Here is a 21,898-nt window from a genome sequence, read left to right on the forward strand (position 1 = left end):
TAACAGTGTAACATGTGTGCATTTTCATGCTAGCAAAACAAACAGAAAACGTTTAAAAAACAAACTTTATAAATGAAAATGCCAGTTAAAAACTGGCATTTATAAACATCACATATTTATTTTAACATAGCTTTTTAGAAACGATATTTAACACCTAGCTTCAAACGCCAAGTAGATTCAGCATCGTTAAAGCGTTCCCAGTTGATGCCACCACGATTGGTAAATGGGTTAATGGTAATTTGACCAGTGGTTGGATTTACAGATCGAATTTCATATAAGCTTTTCGAACCAAATCGCGTATCAAGTACCTGCCCTTTAGAGCTATCAAGTAGGTTGAGGAAATTATCTATGGTGAAATACAGCTCACCCTTGTGTTCTTTTAAGAAACCCGGAATTTGCTGACGCACACTGATATCCCATGTAGTAACCCACGGCGAATTAAAGCCCCCTTTGGGTAAGTAACTGCCAATATAGCCACTTAAACCCATGGCTTCGATACCATTGTAGAAGCGCTCTTTTGCCGCATCGTTAGCAAAAGTGTATTGGGTATCATCTGGTGAAGGGATATAAGCTAGCATACCACCGCCACCAGCATTATAACCTAAAGCCTCCCTTGCAGCAGAATTTACACTGGCAAGGTAAGTTAAGGTTTTACCTGATTTGCGTTCAAAAAACGAACTAAAGGTTGTACTATAGCCATCAAAAAATTCTGTTTCGTAAGATAAGTTTAATACAAAACGATGTGGTGTTTCATAAGGTGAAGTACCGACCAAAGTTTCATTACGATTAATAGCAATATTATTGCCAAAGTTACCATTTGCTGTACTGGCTGACCCTACTGTCGCATTGGTAATGTCTTGGTAGGTATAAGACATATTTAGGTTAACACCAGACTCCCAACGTTTAGCAAAAGAGGTAGTGATTATATGTGAACGACCTTCATCGGTTGCATTAGTCATCATCAAAGCTGGTAACTGAGTAGCGTTACGATACAACTTGCGACCATCACTTGTAGTAAAGAATACCTCACCAGCACCTACGTTGACCCAATAGACACTGTCTTTGGGTTTAACATAAGTATATTCAGTACTCCATAACACATTTTGTAGATACTCACCGATACTAAAACGGTAATCAGTTGCAATTTGATAACGCCAATCTGAAGGAATGTTAAAATTAGCATCATTAAAATTGATTTCTGAAAGCGCGCCTGAGCGAACATAATCTTTAAATGCTTCAGGTACTGTAGTGATGTCAACATTGTTAAGTGCATCACGCATGGCTTGAGTAATAGGGGCGCGACTATTCGCAGTGACCGTATTAGTATCAACCATGTTTATACCATTATTGCCATAAGCATTACCGGCCCATACACTTGGCTGACCACCAGAGAAACGACCTATACCACCTCGCACAACCAGATCATCGGCAGCATCCCAACGGAAACCAAAACGCGGCAAGAAAATATCCAAACCATCTAGATTTTCACGGTTATCAAAACCTGTAGCAGTTTGGAAAGCTTCGTTATAGGCAGGTACATCACTGGTAGTCATCAGTTCATAGCGTAAGCCAAAATTCAGCAATAAATCAGTGGTAGGAGCAAATTCGTCTTGCACGTAAACAGCATGCTCACCACGTTTAAAAGCAATAATTGCATCTCTTGGATCTAGCGTTGGCGAGTTTTTATAGCGTAAGTTTAATGCTCTTCTATTCTCGAAGTCTTCTATACTATTGAAGTTATAGGTACCTCTGGCGTGTTGTACAAATAAGTTACTGGCTTCGGTTTCTTTAAATTGATATCCAAAGGTTACTTTATGCTCATCCAACAAATAAGTACCATCAAAACCTAAAATAAAGGTTTTATTGGCTAACTCATTAGCATGACGACTAGAATCTGAACCAAAGGAGATTTGACGATTTCCTTCACCTGCAACACGAATCGTTACCATTGGTAAAGTACTAAAAGAATTTTGTCCAGTTTGGCGGTCTTGATAAGTCGCAAAGATCTCTGTAGAGAAATCACTGGTCCAATCCGAAAACAACTTAAAAGCATAGCTGTCCATCGTCTCTGACCGGTTAAACCATTGGCTTGACAGCCTCAAAGTCTGAGCATCATCAGTAGTATTACCGATTTCATCGCCCGTGCTACGTTGATACGTTAAAGCTGCACGATGAAAATCATTAATATTCCAGTCAAGTTTAAGCAGTATTTTTTCATCTTCCGTTTCAGGGCTAATCGCCCATTCGCCTACATCAACACCATAAACTCGGCTGGCAATTTCAGCCACTTGTGCTAACTCAGCAACAGTAACATTAGTAGGATTGGCAACCCCTGCAGCACCCTCTGGGCCCCATCCTGACGCTTGCGGAGATTTATATTTTTCATATGAACCGAAGAAAAATAATTTATCTTGAACCAGCGCACCGCCTAAGGTTAGACCCCAGGTTTCTTCGTCAAAATCAAGTGGTGCTTTAACACCAGTAGTGGGATTACGGAACTCGCCCGCTAAAGAGTCATTTTGCTTTTCAAAAAAGAACGAGCCAGCCAACTCATTGGTACCTGACTTGGTTACCGCATTGATTTTTGCTCCCTGAAAGCCAGAGTCTTTGGCGTTAAAAGGTGAGGTATCAACAATAACCTGATCAATAGCATCTAGTGAAATGGGCGAACGCGTAGTTGGGTAACCGGTTAAATTTAGACCAAAGTCATCATTCATACCGATACCGTCAACAGAAATACTGTTAAAACGCGGGTTAGTACCAGCAACAGAGATGGTGCCATCTGCACCATTGATATTCACCAAGGGATTATTACGAATAATGTCTTTTAAATCGCGATTAAAAGACGGCGCGTTTTCAATATCTTTCGCACCAAAAAAACTGCTAGAGCCTGTGTTATTGGCATAGAGAATGGAAGAACCTGTAACAGCAATACGTTCAATTGCTTGCTCTAACTGTGCAGTTAGACGAAATTGCTCACCTAATGCAAGGAAAACATTTTCGAAAGTTTTAGAACCTTGCGCACCACGAATAGTAATAGTGTAAGGACCGCCTACCCGCAAACCTGAACTTGAGAAAACACCGGCTTCATTGGTGGTTGCAACTGAACGTGTGCCTGAAGGCACGTGTAAAATTTCGACAGTAGCATTGGCGGCATTCTCACCTGCAGCAGTGACAACGTTACCTCGAATAGCAGATGAGGTATTTGCAAAAGCCATGTTACTCACGCCAAGGGCAAGAGTAACTGCGATGGCTAAATGTTTAAATTTCATATCATTTCTACCTGGTTGTTAAAGTTTGCAAAATCCATTTCTTTCACAAAAACACATAAAATCACAAAGGGCTAGGGAGTATACAGAGGTAATATTTCTTTTTTATTGCAACCGAAAGATTTTTGAGTTTCTGGTTACAATTGCAATCAGCACATCCCGTCATACAAGTGTAACATGATGGTACTTTGTTGCGAACAACTTAGCATCATATTGGCGAAAAAAGGCCCAAAACTAGCGTTTATAACCACAAGTTCCGCACTATAAGCAAGCATGGTTAACCTATCTATTCTGACTCACATAAATGCTGCTACACACATCCGATCCTTATATAGGTACTAGATTTTTAAATATTAGCCCGCTATGCTAAATTCATTTTTTAATGATGAAACGCTTTATGTCGAAATCATTCCTTAGTAGGCTTACCATTACCTTTTTTTGCATGGCTCTTCCGGTTGCTATGGCACAAACCCAACTAAAAGTCGCGACTTTTAACGTCAGTATGGAAGCCCAAAATTATCTTCCTCGTGGAGAGCCTGGTAATAGCCAAGTCTTAATTGATATTCTGGCAACGGGCGAGCAGCAACAAGTGAAAAATATTGCGGCTATTATTCAGCGGGTACGGCCAGATATTCTGCTACTCAACGAATTTGACTATATCGATGATCCGAAGCTGGGGATCGAGGCCTTTATTAAAAACTACCTAAACAAAGCACAAGCTGGTAGTGAGGCTATTGATTATCCCTATTACTTTTACCATACGGTTAATACCGGTCAACCCAGCCCTTTTGACTTGGATAATGATGGTAATGCCACAGGCGTAGGTGCCGATGCTTGGGGTTATGGTTTTTATCCTGGACAGTATGGCATGGTGTTATTATCAAAATATCCAATAGACAAGCAAGGTGTTCGTACCTTTCAGCATTTTAAGTGGCATGCTATGCCAGACCATCTCAAGACTAATAAAGCTGATGGCACAGCTTGGTATAGCAAAGAGGCTTGGCAACAGTTTCCGCTTTCTTCAAAAGCGCATTGGGATATCCCCGTGCAGGTTAATGGTCGAGTTATTCATATTTTAGCAAGCCACCCTACCCCCCCAGTATTTGATGGGCCAGAAAATCGTAATGGCAATAGAAATCATGATGAAATTCGTTTTTGGTCAGATTATCTTACCTCAGACGCTGCGGGCTATATTTATGATGATAAAGGGCAAGTTGGAGGTTTGGCAGCGGATAAAACCTTTATTATTTTAGGTGATTTAAATGCCTCGGCAGAAGGCGAAGGTGATGCGATACCCGCAGCTATTCAAGGCCTTGTTGCTCATCCACGGGTCAATGCTACTGTGATACCGCAAAGTGTCGGTGGCGCAGAACACAGTCCAGACAGAGCTTATGGCGCAACACATACTGCTGTTTGGCGCATGCGCGCAGATTATGTGTTACCCGCCAAAAATCAGCTGCAGGTGAAAGACAGCGGCGTATTTTGGCCACAGCAAACCGAGGCGGACTATCGTTTAATTGCTGCGCGTGGTGCTAGCTCAGATCATCGGCTAGTGTGGATGTCACTGCTCGTAACCGCTGAATAGGTGGCAGTGCTTAACAAAAAACTCGGTAAAGCCTGACAACTTACCGAGTTTTTTGTTTTTATAGTAGTTAAGTTAGCGTTTCTGCTTAGATCTTACATGTACCGTCACTTCTTCACGATCATGATAAAGATGTTTTGCTTGCAGCTCGTAATGAAAACCTGCTTGCTGTAAACGCTGTTCAAAGTCAGCTAACACCTCTTTAACCGTTTCATAACGGCGTTTCATGGGTAGCTTGAGATTGAAAATAGTCTCCTGACACCAGCCATTTATAAGCCAATCAGCAATTCTATTGGCAACGCGCTGCGGCTGCTCAATCATATCGCATACTAGCCAATACACATTGCGCTTGGCGGGTTCAAATTTAAAGCCATCCACCATTAAATGTTTCACCTGACCGGTTTCCATTAGCGATTCCGCCATAGGACCGTTATCGATGGCGGTCACCATCATACTGCGTTTTACCAGTTGATAGGTCCAGCCACCGGGGCAAGCGCCTAAATCTACGGCGTTTAAACCGGGCGCTAAGCGGGTGTCCCATTCTGCTTTAGGAATAAATTGAATAAAAGCCTCTTCCAGTTTTAAGGTACTGCGACTGGGCGCCTCCGCAGGAAATTTCAAACGCATAATGCCATTTTCTAATGGCGAATTATTTTCTGGATAAGATAAACCGAGGAAACCAGAAGTACCCGATAATAAAAACAAATGTAATACCGGCGCCCGTTTTTGCTCTTTCGCTAACATCACGCCTGCCTGACGAAATGCCTGCCGAAGTGGTACGGTTAACTTACGCGCTAGGGTTGATAAGGTTTTTCCGTCATTAGTGTCAGGAAATTCCACCCGTAACTGGCCACAGGAACTCACATCTTCTGCCAGTGCGGCTGCTAATACCGGTGCTATACGATCTTCTGCAGGTAAGCTTAGTTGCTCAGCCAATAGCAACGCCCACTGTCGGATAAAAATAAAATGCGTAAAATCAGCATCCCTATAAAATGTCAGTAATGCTTCACCGTCATAGGCTTCAAAAATAACAAAGGCGGTATTGGCTTTTAACTTAAAGTAGCCAAAGACACCAAATTGCGCCGCATGATCCTGAATTTCAGCCGCACATTCTTTTTCAAAACCAGCACGACAGTAAAGTAATAATTGCTTCATATTAATTCCTGCGCCAAAGCGCTACGGCTAATAATAGCCAACCTAAAATAAAACTCTGGCCGCCGTAGGGCGCCAAAGCTGATAAATGTAATGGCAACGATAAAACACCTGCCAGTAAGGTATAGCAAAAAAGCCAAATCCCTAAATGCCAACATACGGCTACAGCTGCGGCTAAACGTCCACTGATCTTAAGTTGTAACAACGCCAAGGTATGAAAAGCTAACATCGCCAAAGCAGCAATAAAGCGCGCTGAATTTTCGGGCGTTAATTCCGCTTGCCAAAGGTGCATTAGGGCCGCAGCTAATGCCACGAACATTGCACCGTAAAGCGCCGTTACACCATGATGTAGTTTAAGTAAGAATGGCATCAATTACCCTATTGGTTATTTGCGCGGCTTGCGTAATAAGTTGCTGCTGCGTCAGGCCAGTTCGCTTTAACGGCACAAAATCATGATCTGCAGCGTTCAACCATCCAATAGTGACATTTGGCCATGCTTTACCTAGCAATTCAGCTGTTGTACCAAACGGATCCCGCTCGCCTTGAATAATCTGTACTGGATAACGCAAATCAGCAAAATGCTCAGTACGCCAAGTTGATTGTTTCGGCGGGTGGAAGGGATAACCATATGCGAACACAGCCTTTACCCGACTTTCGGCAAGATCAGTAACATTAGCTTGCTGAGCCGCCCATAAGGTTGCTACCCGTCCCCCCATCGACTTACCCGCAACAAATAAGGGCAAATCAGCTGGCATGGCACGAATCGCGTCTGCCAACTCAGCGACGAGTAATGCGGCTCGTGGTGGTGGTCTTTTGCTCTGGTTTGCCAAACGCTGCTGCATATAACTAAAGTTAAACAGGCTGACTTGGATCTGGTGTTGCTGCAATGCCATCGTCAATGACTGCATAAAATCACTTTGACAAGAGGCGCCAGCACCATGCGTGAGTAACAAATGCGCTTTCATTTAGGCGGCAACGACACACTAATCATCTAATGCTACCGCATTAGTGAACTGTTGTTCAGCAAAGTCGACTTGTTCTGCTAGCACCATATCCAGCATCCATTGACGAAAGGCAGTAATTTTCCCTAGCTCCGTCTGGCTTTCCCGACACACTAAATAGTAAGAGTCTTTACTGATCAGTACATGATTAAAAGGCACGATTAAACGACCAGACGTAATATCCGGCCGGGCTAAAACATTATGTGCTAAAGCAACGCCCTGACCGTGAATCGCAGCCTGCAGTACCATCGACGAATGACTAAAAATAGGCCCCTGATTTACATTGAAATTTTTAAAACCTTGGGAAGTAAACCACGCTTTCCAAGCTCTTCTTGAACCATCATGTAATAAATTATGAAAGCGCAGATCGGTGGGTTCCTGCAATGGTTTACTGCCACTTAACAATAACGGCGAGCAAACAGGTAACAGATATTCGGTATGTAATTTATCTGCATGCAGGTTGCGCCAACTGCCCCTGCCATAGTAAATCGCCACATCGACATCGTCGGTTAACGAGCCTTCATCTAAATCAACTGCTTTGATCCGCACATCAATATCAGGATGCTGCTCGCTAAACTGATTCAAACGCGGTACCAACCATTGAATGGCAAAACTAGGTTGCAAACTCACAGTTAAAGCACCTTTAGCCCCACGCGCTAACAGCTTTTCGGTTGCCTCATGCAGCTGCAAAAAAATTTCTTTAATATCCAAAAAATAGCTCTGCCCTTCTTCGGTAAGCAATAACGCGCGATTTTTGCGCATAAATAGCTTTAACCCCAGATGATCTTCCAGCGCTTTAATTTGGTGGCTAATCGCGGCCTGAGTAACATACATTTCCTCTGCCGCTTTAGTAAAACTAAGATGACGAGCGGCAGTTTCAAAGGCTTTTAGTGCATTTAGCGGTGGCAGACGGCGAGCCATACTAATCCATTTTTGCTAGGTTGATAGTTAAGGATAAACAAACTTAAGCTTGCGGCTTGTAGCCTTCAATCTCGACCTCTTGCCCTTCAAACAAAAAGGCGACCATTTGTTCTTCCAGCAATTTACGGTGTTCTACATTCATCATATTAAGCTTTTTTTCATTGATCAGCATAATTTGCTTGGTTTGCCAAAGCGCCCAAGCTTCTTTACTGATATTTTCAAAAACTTTCTTACCTAAGTCTCCCGGATAAAACTGAAAATCCAGACCCGGAGCTTCTTTTTTTAAATACTGACAAAATACATTACGCGCCATAATTCCGTTCCTTTAGTCAATTGATGCTGCAGCAAGCTGCTCCAGCAATAATTTAGCGGGTGCCGACAACCCCACTTCAGGCATAGCCGATATTGTAAACCAACTGGCGACCGATTGCTCCTGAACTAATAAGGGTTGTGCATTTAGATCCAGCAAGCGTGGTTGAATCCACAAATGAAAATGGCTAAACGTATGGCGAAATGCCGGTAAGTCTTGTTGTTGCTTGCTAACAAGTTTATGCATTAGCACATACTGCTCTCGCTCACTGGCGTTAGTAAACTCCAGAAAACCGAAAAGACCGCCCCATAACCCCATAGCCGGACGCTGCAATAAGTACACTTGATCTTGATAGCGTAATAACAACCAAAAACTGTGCTTTTCCGGTAAAACTTTCTTCGGCTTTTTTCCAGGGAAACTTGTCTGATCCCCTGTTAAGGCAGCTTTACAGTGCAATTTTAAAGGGCACTCCGCACAGCGCGGTTTACTGCGGCTGCATAACGAAGCGCCTAAATCCATCATGGCCTGATTAAATTCAGCCACCGTTTCTCTGGGCGTGACCTGCTCTGCTAATTGCCATAATTGTTGCTCTATGGCTTTTTCGCCAGGCCAACCGGCAACTGCTGCAAATCGGGCAAGTACCCTTTTGCAATTGCCATCTAAAATGGGGTAATGCTGTCCTAACGACAAAGATAACACCGCGCCAGCCGTAGAGCGCCCCACCCCAGGCAACGCCAATACATCAGCAAAAGCGGTAGGGAATTCACCGCCAAAATCATTCACAATTTTCTTTGCTGCATTATGCAAATTTCGGGCACGGGCATAATAACCTAGCCCAGTCCAAAGGTGCAGCACCTCATCAATGGGTGCGGCAGCAAGACTTTGCACATCAGGGTAGCGCGCGAGAAAACGCTCAAAATAGGGGATCACTGTCGCAACTTGCGTTTGCTGTAACATGACCTCAGATAACCACGTTTTATATGGGGTTTTGCCAACTTGCCATGGCAGCGTTTTTCGCCCATGTTGCCGATACCAATTGACTAATTGTTCGCTAAACCAGCTTGCGTGCTGCAAAATTATCCTCCTAACTACACCAAAATAAGACCATGAGTTTGCTGATTGCCTAGTTTACCAGATAGCCGACACTTTATTAGGTTGAGCTTAACGCCTAATCCAAGGATAATATGCGGCTAATTTATTTATCGGAGCAGAGCATGAGCACAGAGGCGCAAAACCCATCACCAACAGACACTGAAGAAACCAACGCCAGTACCCCTTATTTGCGGCGAATTCGTTCTTTTGTGTTGCGTGAAGGCCGCCTAACCAAAGGCCAGCAGCATGCTCTAGAACATTATTGGTCAACTTATGGCTTAGATTACCAGGACCAACTGTTATCTTTAGATAGCGTATTTAAGCGTAGCGCCCCTCGGGTGTTAGAAATTGGCTTTGGCATGGGTAAATCTTTAGTAGCGATGGCTAAAGCGGCACCAGAGCAAGATTTTATTGGCATAGAAGTGCACCGACCTGGGGTTGGCGCCTGTTTAGCGGAAGCGCATAACGAAGCGCTAGCTAACCTAAAAGTATTTGAGCATGATGCGGTAGAAGTACTAGCACACATGATCCCTGAGCAAAGTTTATATACGGTGCAATTGTTTTTCCCCGATCCATGGCATAAAAAGCGTCATCATAAGAGACGTATCGTGCAAGCCGATTTTGTGCAGGCACTGCGCAGTAAGCTTAAAATAGGTGGGGTGTTTCATATGGCGACCGACTGGGAAAACTATGCAGAGCATATGCTGGAAGTGATGACAGCAGCCGAAGGCTTTAGCAATTTATCCACTACCAACACTTATGTTGAGCGACCAGAACACCGGCCACTGACTAAATTTGAACAGCGCGGCCAGAAACTAGGCCATGGCGTATGGGATCTTATGTTTAAAAGGATAAGCTAATGCTCGCTAACACCAGTCAGCTGATTTTACGCAATATCGCCGATTTAACCGGCAAGGTATTGTTTGTCGAGCCCGAAGCAGATCAACTCGCACGACAACTGCAAACCTTAACGGCAATCAGTTGTTATACCACCGATGCTGCAGTAAAAACGCAATGGCAAGACGCTGGCGTCAATGTTTACTTTGCAGCTAAACCAGATTTTACCGAAAAATTTGATACTGCTGTGGTTTTTTACCCCAAAAGTAAAGAGCAATTAGCCAGCACCCTGCAATTGCTGCATTCTGCCCTAGCAGAAAAAGCAAATGTCTACCTTGTGGGCGACAACAAAGGTGGCATTAAAAGCTTAGTCAATCATGCCGAGAAACTAGGATTACATGCTCATAAGCTCGATAATGCTAAACACTGTTTGTGGTTCTCATTAACGGGCGATCTTGGTCAATTAACACTCAGACAATTAAGCTCATTTACGCTTAGTTTAAATGATAAATCGCTGCAGATCTGTTCTTACCCTGGCGTATTTAACCACGGTAAATTGGATAAGGGTACCGCTTTACTGTTGCAGCAGCTTGCCCATATCAACGATGGCAAAGTTCTCGATTTTGCATGCGGAGCAGGGATCATTGGCGCTTATCTAAAACAGCAAGCTCCCGCTATTGAGCTTTATTGCTCCGATATCAGTATGCTAGCAGTAGAAGCGACCCAAGCTACTCTGGCAGCAAACCAACTAAGTGGCACTGTAGTTGCTGCGGATGGCCTACCCAGCACGCCTGCTAACTTTAAACATATTGTGAGTAATCCGCCGTTCCATACTGGGATAAAAACCGATTACAGTATCAGTGAGGCCTTTATTGCACAAAGCGCGAACCGCTTGCAAAAAGGCGGTACCTTAACTTTGGTTGCGAACAACCATTTAGCGTATCAGCAGCTATTGGAACAAGCCTTTGGTAATATCAAGGTACTGGCAAAAGCCAATGGCTTTGTGGTATACCAAACAGTAAAATCCCAATAGACGTTGTTTTATGCAAAAATCGGTTTTTTTGTTGGCGTTCATTTTACTGATGTCTGGCAGTATCGCTGCACAAAGCAATGATACTGCTAATTGCATTAAAGCGGCCAGTCGTAACAGCCCTTGTCCACATCAAATCTATCGAGCAATGCAATTACCGAACATGGAAAAACCCGCGCTGCGTTGTATTTGTATCACTGATTTCAGCCCCTTGTTAAAACCTGCAGACAATCCAGAGCAGCGCTTGGCTCAACTCAGGTTAACGCAACAATTTGAAGCCGAATTACAGCATGATATTGAGCCTGTACTACAAATTATTCGACGCGAGCGTTAAGAGGGTAATATCACCATTCTACTGTTAAAAACACCAAGACACTCTTCTGGCTGTGCCAATAACACAGGCACCAAATAGAGCTTGTTATGTTCCACCCAGTAAATGGCATTTTGGTTAAAACGTTGCCCAATTTCGATAGCATCTTGCTTTTCACAAAGCACCATCCAACTTTTCTCCTGAAAACTAAAATCTGGCGCGGCACCGGTTATCGAGCGATAAGGGGTGTTTATTGCATCTAAGTGAGCTTGTAATTGCTTATCAAGTAGGAGATTGGCAACAGGGTTACTGAGTTGTCCAGCAGGATTTTGCGCACTGATAATGGCAAAACAGACATGCTCTGCCAAACGCTGATGACATAAAAAAATACTTTGCTTATAACTTTCCCAAAGCTCCATAAATCCTTCCTTTGTCATCGTTGCAGCCAATACTATGGATCTATTTGGATAATTTTTCCACTAGACCTTTGCGAAAAGGCTAATATCTGTTTAGCATCATACTAACCGTTGAAAGAGTGTCAGAGGAATATGACTCGCTAATGACTAGCACAATTCGCACAACCTCAATGAAAAGCGCCCTGATCTGGCTGGTAATGCTGATCTGTAGCCTAGCACTAGCAATTGCTCTGTTATCCTCCAACTATCTTGATTATCAAAGGCAACAACAACAATTACAGCAACAGCTTGCTGGCCTTATCAATATTATTGCCATCGATACGCAAACTAGCCTGCAAAGCAATAATAAGCTAAGAGAAGAACAGCGCCTTAGTACACTCAGTGAAGTACCGGTAATCAAAAATGTGCATATCTATCAATTGAACCCAGAAACTAAACAGCTTAAATTCTTTGCCAGCTATAATCGAAGAGATACTGGGCCTTGGCCACTGCAAATTGCTAGAATTGACGAGTTAACCGAACCCGTGCAGCAACAAAACTATATAGAACAAGTTAAGCCTGTCAGTATTGATAACGAAATTCTTGGCTATGTTTACCTAAGAGCCAGTGATAAAGACATTACGGAAGCACAACAATTGCAACTGCTGATCAATTTATTGATTGCTGTCTTTTCCTTAGTGGTTTGCTATGTTATGGCGATCAAGCTACAACAGCGTTTCACCAAACCCATTGCTGGCTTACTCGAGTTAGTACAGCAAGTCGCAAGAAATAAAGATTATAAAGTAAGAGCACCGGCAACCGAATTACAAGAGCTCAACCAACTCAACCGTGCTTTTAATACTATGATGGATCGGGTTGAAGGGCAGCTACACAAAATGGAACTGGCAGAACAAGAAATTATGCAGCTTAACCAAAGCCTAGAGCAGAAGATCCATGAAAGAACCTCAGCCCTTAAAGCATCCAATCAAGAACTGCTCAACACCTTGGCTACCTTACATAAATACCAAACCCAAATTGTCGAAACGGAAAAAATGGCCAGTTTAGGGCAAATGGTTGCGGGTATCGCCCATGAAGTTAATACTCCCATTGGCCTCGGTGTCACGGCCTCTACGCTACTGCAAGATAAAGTTCATCAAATTGAACTGGCATTTGAAAATAAGACACTATCATCTAACCAACTAGCACGATTTTTAAATGACAGTAAAGAAAACCTGGGTATTATTTACCGTAACTTAGAGCGTGCTGCAGGCTTAATAAGTAGCTTTAAGCAGGTCGCAGTTGACCAATCTAATGAAAGTCTACGCCAATTTAATATGCAGCAGTTGCTAAATGAAGTCCTGCTTTCCCTGCGGCCACACCTGAAAAAAACCCAGCATCAATTAACGGTCAATTGCCCAACTGAACTGACGATTACCAGTAAACCCGGCCCCATCAATCAAATTTTGATAAATTTAATTATGAATAGCCTTATTCATGCTTTTGATGAAGGGCAGGCGGGTGAAATTAGTATAGAGGTGAAACTTCAGGATCATCGGTGTTATCTAAGCTACCGAGATAATGGCAAAGGTGTTCCAGAGCATATTCGCAAGCGCATTTTTGATCCCTTTGTCACCACTCGCAGAGGCGATGGCGGTAGTGGTTTGGGCATGCACCTTGTCTATAACTTAGTCACACAAGCACTCAATGGCAAAATTGATGTTCAAAGCACATTGGGAGAAGGTATTCAGATTTTAGTCGACTTTCCAATAGGTTCGGTTAGCCCATCTAAACTAAACAACTAAAGCATTGAAAATAAATAATAATAAAAAATCACTACATTAGAGCTGGCTAATTGTTAACAAAAATCTTGTTAACAAATGCCTCGGTAGTTTATAATTCGATTTGTTTGATACCTGCTAACTAAATAGTCTATTCTATTTTTAAACTTAACCGTTACTTTTCTTAAATAAGGTTTAACTCTAATGCAAACACCTGTGATTCTAGTCGTTGAAGATGAAGAAGTTACCAGATTGAATTTGGTGAGTCTGTTCCAGGGAGAAGGCTATGATGTCATCGAAGCTATTAATGGCGAAGAGATGCATAAGAAGCTGGAGGAAAATCAAGTTAATCTAATCGTTATGGATATCAATCTGCCAGGTAAAAATGGCTTGATTCTGGCGAGAGAATTACGCCAGAAAGAAAATATCGGTCTAATCTTTTTAACCGGCCGTGATAGCGAAGTTGATCGTATCCTTGGCTTAGAAATTGGTGCAGACGACTATCTGACTAAACCCTTTAACCCGCGAGAACTGACTATCCGCGCGCGTAATTTATTAAGTCGCACCTCGGTACAGCCTGTAGTTGAAGAACACAAAAGTGTTTTGAAATTCAATGGTTGGACTTTAGATGAGAACAGCCGTAACCTAACCTCTCCTAACGGCTCAGCACGTCGCTTACCTAAAGGTGAATATCGCGCACTGCGGTTAATGCTAGATACACCAGGCAAAATCTTTACCCGCGAACAACTTATTCGTCATATGACAGGACGTGATTTACGGCCAAACGATCGTACCGTCGATGTTACTATTCGCCGCATCCGTAAACATTTTGAGTCTGATATCGATAGCCCAGAGCTGATTAGCACCATCCATGGTGAAGGTTATCGTTTCGTAGGAAAATTAGACAAATAATTAATATTTTTCTATGTAGTCATGCAGAGCAGCTAAATGTTGCTCTGCCGTAAAATGTAGATCTAATATTTTTCGTTCTAACCCAGACCATTCTAGAGGCTCCTCTTCCAACCGTCTTGCTTGTTGTTGCACCCACAGCAAACCAACAGCAGCAGCAGCCCCCTTTAATTTATGTGCGTTTTGTTGAAGCTCAACTTCATGTTGCTGCACTGCGGCTTCTAGCAACTTATTGATATAGCCAGGCAACAATTGCGTAAATAATTTCGCACTACGCTGCATGCCTTCTTTGCCAAGAGACTGCAAATAATTTTTTAACGTCACCTTATCTAAAACCTCTGAACGTTCTTGCTTATTCGCTAATAATGTTGTGCCGACTAAGTTCTGTCTTTTTAAGGCACTGGGCGAGAAGAGTTCAGCTAATAAGTGATCCAACTTATCTGTATTTAAGGGTTTGCTCAACACGCCATCAAGTCGAACATCCGTCATGGCATCCTGTGCTTTGCGAACATTAGCGCTTAACATCACCACTGGGATATTTGCTAACCGCGGTTCAGAGCGCACATAGCGGGCTATACTATCGCCTTCCATATCAGGTAACTGCATATCCAGTAACACCAGATCTAAATCATCCTCAGTTTCTAACAAAGCGAGAGCATCCTCACCCGTTTCGGCGTGAATCACCGTATGCCCCCTTTGCTCTAATAAAGCAATGGCAATATCAGCATTTAACGGTACATCTTCGACTAATAAAATCGTTAGCGCTGGGCAATTCACTACTTCAGGTTGCTCAGGGGCATTCGCCAACACCAGAGGCAAACTGACTTTAAAGCAACTTCCTACCCCTTGTTGACTATCAACGCTTATCTCTCCGCCCATGGCAATGATTAAAGAACGGGAAACAGACAAACCAATACCTGAGCCCACAATACTCATACGCTGACCGTCTTGTGACTTATAATACATATCAAAAATGCGAGCTAATTCATGCTCCGCTATACCAATTCCTGTATCCGCAACTTTTAATACGAAAGTGTCTTGCGTTAATTCAAAACGTAAGCTGACTTGGCCTTTACTGGTAAATTTCACTGCATTACTAAGTAGATTCCACAGAACCTGACGCAGGCGCGTCGCATCCAGCAGTAAATAACAATCGAGTGTTGTACCTTGCTGTAATACAAAACTTAAGCCTTTTTGCTGACAAATTAGTTCAGCAAAATTAGCCATATCTTGCATAAAGCGCTGCAGCGGGACACTTTGATAAATAATATCTAATTCACAGCGGTCAATTTTATCTAAATCAATAATATCATTAAAAATATTACCTAGCGTCTCCGCACTGGTAAAAATAGTATTGGCCCAACTAAACTGCTCATTGTCTAAATTACTGCCTAGTAAACGCCGAGTTAACCCCACAATACCATTTAACGGGGTACGTAATTCATGACTTAAGGTGGCGATAAATTGGCCTTTATCCTGATAGGCTTTTTCTAAGGCTTGCTCTGCCAATTTACGTGAAGTGATATCTCGACCAAAACCGAGTAATCCTATATATCGCCCTTGTCTGTCATAAAAAGGTAAATGGCGCATTTCAAACCAACTCACCTCACCATTATACTGCTTGAATTCAACATCTAATGTCAGCTCTGCCTCTGGTGCAGTTTGTTCATACTCCGACAAAATAGCCGCTTGTGGGCTATCAGCTGCATACAGCTTTGCCAGATTTTGGCCGATAAGCTCAGACATCGGCCGTCCCATGATCCGCTCAAACATTTTATTACAACTGGCTAAGAGGCTTTTTTCGTCACGGTAATAAAAAAGATCAGGTGAACTGTCCACAATAGAACGGATCAACAGACTTTGCTCGGCAAGTTCTTGCTCGGTTTTGCGTCTTTCAGTGATTTCACGACGCAACTCTTCAATAGCTCGGCGTTTGGCTTGGAACGCTTTTTTACGCTCTTCAATTTCAAAGTTTAATTGTCGAATACTTTCTTGCATGGTCAGATTAAGCTTTCGTTCCGCCTGAGCTGAATCATCAACAAAACGCAAAGCAGCATCTAGCCTCAATACTAAATAAAACACGACAGCTATACTTGTAGATATCACAGGAACAATATAAGTGAGTAAAAGCTGTAGCTCGTGTAGCACCACTTCACGATCAAAAACTGCGGTGTAGGCTAGATAACTCAGAATAGCTAGCGTTGATAACAGCACCACCAACAAGGTACCTAACTGCCAACTTCCCCATTGCTGCAATCGGGTAGCAAAGGCTTTTACTTGTGGGTGAACCGGGTTTTGCATAACAACTTTCCTACCATGAAAACTTACAGCCCTTTACCCAGCTATAAAAAATTAGATGAAATACACTTGGCTAGATTAACGGTTATTCGCTGCATTGCCAATGCCGTGCGCTTGTTAGTGATGACGAAAACAGCAGGGTTTATCCTTAATATCCTCTAGAGCAGCATCGCATAATTATTTGACTTTAATATTAACAGCCTTTTGGGAGTCACTCACTAAAAGCTGTAATGACACTTAAAAGTCTTCATGCCAAGCAACATCGTCAAAGTGTCATAATTAACTAAATTAATCTTGCTCAGATCTTGAAGCTTTTACTGCTAGCAAGCAGTAAAAATCGCGCTTGCATTTTTAATAGAATATCGGTATACCTGTTAATCTTTGCATGTATAGATGGCTAAAAAAGCGAAATTTTCGACCGCTACACGTTGACCACTGCTGGAACTATAGGTATTTTCTGGCGGTAGATAACAAAATAAAAATAAGAATAATAATTCAATATATCTTAATAATTATTTATTTTCAGGATAAGTTTGGAGGCGTGTCATGGCGTTGTATCAGCATAGTCAGGCAAGAGAAAACTGTGGCTTTGGGCTGATTGCGCACCTAGAGGGTGTCGCCAGTCACCGTATCGTCAGAACAGCTATAAATGGTTTAGACCGCATGCAACACCGCGGTGGTATATCTGCCGATGGCAAAACAGGCGATGGTTGTGGTTTATTAATGCAAAAACCAGACAGTTTTTTTCGCGCATTGGCAGAGGAAAACAACTGGAATTTGGCAAAAAAATATGGCGTAGGGATGATCTTCTTAAGCCAAGATCCCGTTAAGGCCAGTTTTGCAAAAGACATCATTAATAAAGAAATTGCTCGCGAAACGCTGACATTAGTTGCTTGGCGCAAAGTGCCTATTGATGCTGCCGTGTTAGGCCCTTTAGCATTGGATTCAATGCCACAAATTGAACAGGTTATTGTTAATGCGCCGCATGGCTGGGGTGATCACGACTTAGAACGCCGTTTATACATGGTGCGGCGTAGGGTTGAACAACAGCTTGCTGCCGATGACGATTTTTATATTCCAAGCTTTTCATCTTTAGTGACGGTGTTTAAAGGCTTGATGATGCCGGCCGATCTGCCGAAGTATTATTTGGATCTTGCAGACATTCGGATGGAAACAGCGATTTGTGTGTTCCACCAACGTTTTTCAACCAATACCATGCCGCGTTGGAAATTAGCCCAGCCTTTCCGGTTTTTAGCCCATAATGGTGAGATTAATACCATTACGGGTAACCGGCAATGGGCCCGAGCGCGTCAATACAAATTCGCCTCGCCGCTATTACCCGACTTACAAGATGCTGCTCCTTTTGTCGGCCAAACGGGTTCTGACTCGAGCTCGTTGGATAACCAACTCGAGTTGCTGTTGGCCGGTGGTATGGATTTATTCCGGGCCATGCGCTTGTTAGTTCCGCCAGCCTGGCAAGGCAATAAAGTCATGGATGACAACCTAAAAGCCTTTTATGAGTTCAACTCCATGCACATGGAGCCTTGGGATGGCCCTGCAGGCATCGTATTAACCAATGGCCAGCATGTAGCCTGTAATCTGGATCGTAACGGTTTACGTCCTGCTCGCTTTGTTATCACGCGTGACAAGCTGATTACATTAGCTTCAGAAGTCGGGATTTGGGATTACACCCCAGATGAAGTGGTCGAAAAAGGTCGAGTCGGTCCAGGTGAAATGCTCGCTATTGATACCACAACCGGCAAAATTTGGCGCTCAGACGAAATCGATTTAGATTTGATGCAGCGCCACACTTATCGCAGCTGGTTAAATGAAAACGTGCAGCGTTTAGTGCCCTATGAGCAATACGAAACCGATTTAATTGGTAAGCGTGTTTTTACCGATGATGAAATGTTGGTATTACACAAACTATTTAACTACAGCTACGAAGAAATTGATCAAGTTGTCACTGTCCTAGCAAAAGATGCACAGGAAGCCGTTGGCTCTATGGGTGATGACACCCCTATGGCTGTCTTGTCACGCAAGCCAAGAACCCTGTTCGATTATTTCCGCCAGCAATTTGCACAGGTAACAAACCCACCTATAGATCCATTACGCGAAGCGCATGTGATGTCGCTGGCAACCAGTATTGGTCGTGAGCATAATGTGTTTAAAGAAACGGCAGGATACGCACGTCGAATTCAATTTGAATCGCCGGTTTTAATGTATTCCGATTTAAAACAACTGAAACAAGCAGATGAGAAATACTATAAACATCAGGTATTTTCTTTAAATTTTGCTCCTAACGAACAAAATCTAGCGCAAGCCGTTACACATTTATGCCAAAAAGTCGTGCAAGCCGTTAAAGAAGAGCAAGTGGTATTAGTGATTTTGACCGATCGTAAAATCGCAAATGGCTTACTGCCTATCCCAGCCGCGATGGCAGTAGGCGCCGTTCAACAAGCTCTAGTGAATGCTCAATTACGTTGTGATTCGAATATTATTATTGAAACCGCTGCCGCTCGCGATCCGCATCACTTCGCGGTATTAATTGGCTTAGGTGCTACGGCAATTTATCCATTCCTCGCTTATGAAACGGTCGAGCAACTGGTTGAGAAAGGTAATATTCCACTTACCGCTCGGCAAGCCGTTTTAAACTATCGGAAAGGCATTAATAAAGGCCTGTACAAAATCATGTCAAAGATGGGGATTTCGACAGTTGCCAGTTACCGTTGCTCTAACTTGTTTGAAGCTGTAGGCATTAATCAAGAAGTCATGCAATTATGCTTCGCCGATATTCCATCGCGGATCAGTGGCGCTGGCTTTACTGATTTTGAGCAAGATGTGCAGCAGCTCGCAAATATCGCCTGGTTAAAACGCAAGCCAATGAATCATGGTGGCTTGCTAAAATACGTGCATGATGGCGAGTACCATGCCTATAACCCTGATGTGGTGCAAACTCTGCAAAAAGCTGTTCGCAGCGGCGACTACGAGGATTATCAGCAATACAGTGCCTTAGTCAATCAAAGACCCGTTGCCCATATTCGTGATCTGTTTAAAGTAAAAGAAAACACTCATAGCGTGGCAATAGATGAAGTAGAAGCAGCAGAGCTGCTTTATCCGCGCTTTGACAGTGCCGCGATGTCGATTGGCGCTTTGAGCCCAGAAGCGCACGAAGCCTTGGCGATTGCCATGAACCGTTTAGGTGGTCGCTCTAACTCGGGTGAAGGTGGCGAAGATCCACGCCGCTTTGGGACTGAGAAGAATTCCAAAATCAAACAAGTCGCTTCAGGTCGCTTTGGCGTAACACCGCATTACTTGGTAAATGCGGAAGTCATCCAAATTAAAGTCGCCCAAGGTGCCAAACCCGGTGAAGGCGGTCAGTTACCTGGCGAAAAAGTGACGGCAGAAATTGCGCGCTTACGCTACTCGGTACCCGGCGTAACCTTAATTTCACCACCACCGCATCATGATATCTACTCGATTGAAGATTTAGCGCAGCTTATTTTCGATTTAAAACAGGTTAATCCGCAAGCGCTGATTTCCGTAAAACTGGTATCAGAACCAGGCATTGGTACTATTGCTACGGGTGTCGCAAAAGCCTACGCCGATCTGATCACGGTATCTGGCTATGACGGCGGTACCGGTGCCAGCCCACTCACTTCAGTTAAATATGCCGGCAGTCCTTGGGAGCTCGGTTTAGCGGAAGTACATCAAGCGCTGGTAGAAAACGGCCTTCGTGACAGAGTACGCCTACAGGTCGATGGCGGGTTGAAAACTGGCTTAGATGTTGTGAAAGCGGCCATTTTAGGCGCGGAAAGCTTTGGTTTTGGCACAGGCCCTATGGTGGCCTTAGGCTGTAAATTCCTGCGGATTTGTCATTTAAATAACTGCGCTACCGGCGTTGCGACTCAAGATGCTACCTTACGCCGTGATCACTTTACTGGCCTGCCAGAAATGGTAATGAATTACTTTATCTTTTTGGCCAGAGAAGTCCGAGAGCTGATGGCGCAGCTAGGCGTGACCGAACTGACCCAATTAATTGGTCGTACCGACTTATTAGATTACAAAGTCAGCGAAACCCAAAAGCAAAGTAGGCTAGACTTATCGCCAATTTTAGCAGCATGTGGCGTCACGTCTGATAAACCGCTGCACTGTGTGCAAAATAATACGCCTTTTGATCCAGGTGCCCTTAACCAACTGCTGGTAGAAAAGTGTCAGCACATGGTAACACGCAAAACGGGTGGTCAATTAAGCTTCCCTATTCGCAATACTGATCGCTCAGTCGGCGCTGCCTTGTCGGGTTTTATTGCGCGCCAGCACGGCAATCAGGGGATGGCGACAGATCCTATTCGCGTCAAATTTACCGGCACAGCAGGTCAAAGCTTTGGCGTTTGGAACGCCGGCGGCTTGCATTTATCCTTGCAAGGTGATGCCAATGACTATGTTGGTAAAGGTATGACTGGTGGTCAAATTGCCATTTATCCGGCCAAAGGCGCCAGCTTTGCCAAAAATGGCTTTACCATTGCTGGCAACACCTGTTTGTATGGCGCAACCGGTGGGCGTTTTTATGCCGCAGGTCAGGTTGGAGAGCGTTTTGCCGTGCGAAACTCAGGTGCCGTTGCCGTGGTTGAAGGCACGGGCGATAACTGCTGCGAATATATGACAGGTGGCGTAGTCGTGGTTTTGGGTGCTACCGGAGTCAACTTTGGAGCGGGTATGACAGGTGGCTTTGCTTACCTGCTAGATGAACTGAATGATTTGAGTTTGCGGCTTAACCCCGAGCTGGTAGAAGCATTAGAGGTGGAAATGCCCATATTGCAAGAACATTTACGCAGTATGTTGCACCAACATCTTGAAGAAACTGGGAGCGAGAAGGCGCAGCGGATCTTAAATGATTTCAGTCATTTCTTACCAAAATTCAAACTTATTAAACCCAAAACCAGCGATGTAAATACCTTGCTTGGTCACCGCGCTCGCTCATCCGCTGAGCTGCGTGTACAAGCGATGTAAGGGA

16 protein-coding genes are annotated in these 21,898 nt (G+C 43.6%); 7 read left to right on the forward strand and 9 right to left on the reverse strand.

Features of this window, described 5'->3' with window-relative positions; genetic code table 11:
* Positions 1-134: 134 nt before the first annotated feature.
* The gene (locus ACO1PK_RS02960) at positions 135-3,272 is read right to left on the reverse strand and encodes a TonB-dependent receptor (protein ID WP_423187183.1); all 3,138 of its coding nucleotides are present in this window, start codon (positions 3,270-3,272) and stop codon (positions 135-137) included.
* Positions 3,273-3,666: 394 nt separating this feature from the next.
* On the opposite strand from ACO1PK_RS02960, the gene ACO1PK_RS02965 reads away from it, so the two are divergent.
* On the forward strand, positions 3,667-4,854 hold the full coding sequence (locus ACO1PK_RS02965) for an endonuclease/exonuclease/phosphatase family protein (RefSeq protein WP_423187184.1): 1,188 nt from the start codon (positions 3,667-3,669) through the stop codon (positions 4,852-4,854).
* Positions 4,855-4,926: 72 nt separating this feature from the next.
* Here the strand turns inward: ACO1PK_RS02965 and rlmM are convergent, their stop codons facing one another.
* The 6 genes from rlmM to mutY are packed head-to-tail and all read right to left on the reverse strand — an operon-like array spanning position 4,927 to position 9,309.
* Positions 4,927-6,006 carry a 23S rRNA (cytidine(2498)-2'-O)-methyltransferase RlmM gene (gene rlmM, locus ACO1PK_RS02970; RefSeq protein ID WP_423187185.1) on the reverse strand — a complete coding sequence of 360 codons (1,080 nt, stop codon included), beginning with the start codon at positions 6,004-6,006 and terminating at the stop codon, positions 4,927-4,929.
* 1 nt (position 6,007) lies between these two features.
* The gene (locus ACO1PK_RS02975; protein WP_423187186.1) at positions 6,008-6,373 is read right to left on the reverse strand and encodes a DUF423 domain-containing protein; all 366 of its coding nucleotides are present in this window, start codon (positions 6,371-6,373) and stop codon (positions 6,008-6,010) included.
* On the reverse strand, positions 6,357-6,968 hold the full coding sequence (locus ACO1PK_RS02980; protein ID WP_423187187.1) for an alpha/beta family hydrolase: 612 nt from the start codon (positions 6,966-6,968) through the stop codon (positions 6,357-6,359). Before ACO1PK_RS02980 ends, ACO1PK_RS02975 begins: the two co-directional genes overlap by 17 nt.
* 18 nt (positions 6,969-6,986) lie before the next feature.
* Positions 6,987-7,925, reverse strand: coding sequence for a transcriptional regulator GcvA (locus tag ACO1PK_RS02985; protein WP_423187188.1), 939 nt, complete (start codon positions 7,923-7,925; stop codon positions 6,987-6,989).
* A gap of 43 nt (positions 7,926-7,968) precedes the next feature.
* On the reverse strand, positions 7,969-8,238 hold the full coding sequence (locus tag ACO1PK_RS02990) for an oxidative damage protection protein (protein WP_423187189.1): 270 nt from the start codon (positions 8,236-8,238) through the stop codon (positions 7,969-7,971).
* A gap of 12 nt (positions 8,239-8,250) precedes the next feature.
* Positions 8,251-9,309, reverse strand: a complete 1,059-nt coding sequence (mutY, locus tag ACO1PK_RS02995; RefSeq protein ID WP_423187190.1) for an A/G-specific adenine glycosylase — start codon at positions 9,307-9,309, stop codon at positions 8,251-8,253.
* Positions 9,310-9,449: 140 nt separating this feature from the next.
* On the opposite strand from mutY, the gene trmB reads away from it, so the two are divergent.
* Genes trmB through ACO1PK_RS03010 form a run of 3 tightly spaced genes read left to right on the forward strand, consistent with a single transcriptional unit; the run spans position 9,450 to position 11,528 of the window.
* Positions 9,450-10,187, forward strand: a complete 738-nt coding sequence (gene trmB / locus ACO1PK_RS03000) for a tRNA (guanosine(46)-N7)-methyltransferase TrmB (protein WP_423187191.1) — start codon at positions 9,450-9,452, stop codon at positions 10,185-10,187.
* On the forward strand, positions 10,187-11,197 hold the full coding sequence (locus ACO1PK_RS03005) for a methyltransferase (RefSeq protein WP_423187192.1): 1,011 nt from the start codon (positions 10,187-10,189) through the stop codon (positions 11,195-11,197). The genes trmB and ACO1PK_RS03005 overlap by 1 nt, the downstream gene beginning before the upstream one ends.
* Before the next feature lie 10 nt (positions 11,198-11,207).
* Positions 11,208-11,528, forward strand: coding sequence for a hypothetical protein (locus ACO1PK_RS03010; protein ID WP_423187193.1), 321 nt, complete (start codon positions 11,208-11,210; stop codon positions 11,526-11,528).
* Here ACO1PK_RS03010 and ACO1PK_RS03015 read toward each other — a convergent pair.
* The gene (locus tag ACO1PK_RS03015; protein ID WP_423187194.1) at positions 11,525-11,923 is read right to left on the reverse strand and encodes a DUF3293 domain-containing protein; all 399 of its coding nucleotides are present in this window, start codon (positions 11,921-11,923) and stop codon (positions 11,525-11,527) included. The genes ACO1PK_RS03010 and ACO1PK_RS03015 overlap by 4 nt on opposite strands.
* Before the next feature lie 140 nt (positions 11,924-12,063).
* On the opposite strand from ACO1PK_RS03015, the gene ACO1PK_RS03020 reads away from it, so the two are divergent.
* The gene (locus ACO1PK_RS03020; RefSeq protein WP_423187195.1) at positions 12,064-13,701 is read left to right on the forward strand and encodes an ATP-binding protein; all 1,638 of its coding nucleotides are present in this window, start codon (positions 12,064-12,066) and stop codon (positions 13,699-13,701) included.
* A 180-nt stretch (positions 13,702-13,881) separates the two neighbouring features.
* The gene (gene arcA / locus ACO1PK_RS03025) at positions 13,882-14,589 is read left to right on the forward strand and encodes a two-component system response regulator ArcA (RefSeq protein ID WP_423187196.1); all 708 of its coding nucleotides are present in this window, start codon (positions 13,882-13,884) and stop codon (positions 14,587-14,589) included.
* On the opposite strand, the gene ACO1PK_RS03030 is transcribed toward arcA, so the two are convergent.
* Positions 14,590-16,887, reverse strand: a complete 2,298-nt coding sequence (locus ACO1PK_RS03030; protein WP_423187197.1) for an ATP-binding protein — start codon at positions 16,885-16,887, stop codon at positions 14,590-14,592.
* A 543-nt stretch (positions 16,888-17,430) separates the two neighbouring features.
* Here ACO1PK_RS03030 and gltB point away from each other — a divergent pair.
* Complete coding sequence (gltB, locus tag ACO1PK_RS03035) at positions 17,431-21,894, forward strand: glutamate synthase large subunit (protein ID WP_423187198.1); 4,464 nt, start codon at positions 17,431-17,433, stop codon at positions 21,892-21,894.
* Positions 21,895-21,898: the final 4 nt, after the last annotated feature.

Source organism: Alishewanella sp. d11, from assembly GCF_049390205.1.
In the GTDB taxonomy this organism is placed as follows: Bacteria; Pseudomonadota; Gammaproteobacteria; order Enterobacterales; family Alteromonadaceae; genus Alishewanella.

Coding starts and splice junctions, on each gene's coding strand:
- ACO1PK_RS02960 (WP_423187183.1), bottom strand. CDS start 3,272: ATGAAATTTAAACATTTAGCCATCGCAGTTACTCTTGCCCTTGGCGTG.
- ACO1PK_RS02965 (WP_423187184.1), top strand. CDS start 3,667: ATGTCGAAATCATTCCTTAGTAGGCTTACCATTACCTTTTTTTGCATG.
- rlmM (WP_423187185.1), bottom strand. CDS start 6,006: ATGAAGCAATTATTACTTTACTGTCGTGCTGGTTTTGAAAAAGAATGT.
- ACO1PK_RS02975 (WP_423187186.1), bottom strand. CDS start 6,373: ATGCCATTCTTACTTAAACTACATCATGGTGTAACGGCGCTTTACGGT.
- ACO1PK_RS02980 (WP_423187187.1), bottom strand. CDS start 6,968: ATGAAAGCGCATTTGTTACTCACGCATGGTGCTGGCGCCTCTTGTCAA.
- ACO1PK_RS02985 (WP_423187188.1), bottom strand. CDS start 7,925: ATGGCTCGCCGTCTGCCACCGCTAAATGCACTAAAAGCCTTTGAAACT.
- ACO1PK_RS02990 (WP_423187189.1), bottom strand. CDS start 8,238: ATGGCGCGTAATGTATTTTGTCAGTATTTAAAAAAAGAAGCTCCGGGT.
- trmB (WP_423187191.1), top strand. CDS start 9,450: ATGAGCACAGAGGCGCAAAACCCATCACCAACAGACACTGAAGAAACC.
- ACO1PK_RS03005 (WP_423187192.1), top strand. CDS start 10,187: ATGCTCGCTAACACCAGTCAGCTGATTTTACGCAATATCGCCGATTTA.
- ACO1PK_RS03010 (WP_423187193.1), top strand. CDS start 11,208: ATGCAAAAATCGGTTTTTTTGTTGGCGTTCATTTTACTGATGTCTGGC.
- ACO1PK_RS03015 (WP_423187194.1), bottom strand. CDS start 11,923: ATGGAGCTTTGGGAAAGTTATAAGCAAAGTATTTTTTTATGTCATCAG.
- ACO1PK_RS03020 (WP_423187195.1), top strand. CDS start 12,064: ATGACTAGCACAATTCGCACAACCTCAATGAAAAGCGCCCTGATCTGG.
- arcA (WP_423187196.1), top strand. CDS start 13,882: ATGCAAACACCTGTGATTCTAGTCGTTGAAGATGAAGAAGTTACCAGA.
- ACO1PK_RS03030 (WP_423187197.1), bottom strand. CDS start 16,887: ATGCAAAACCCGGTTCACCCACAAGTAAAAGCCTTTGCTACCCGATTG.
- gltB (WP_423187198.1), top strand. CDS start 17,431: ATGGCGTTGTATCAGCATAGTCAGGCAAGAGAAAACTGTGGCTTTGGG.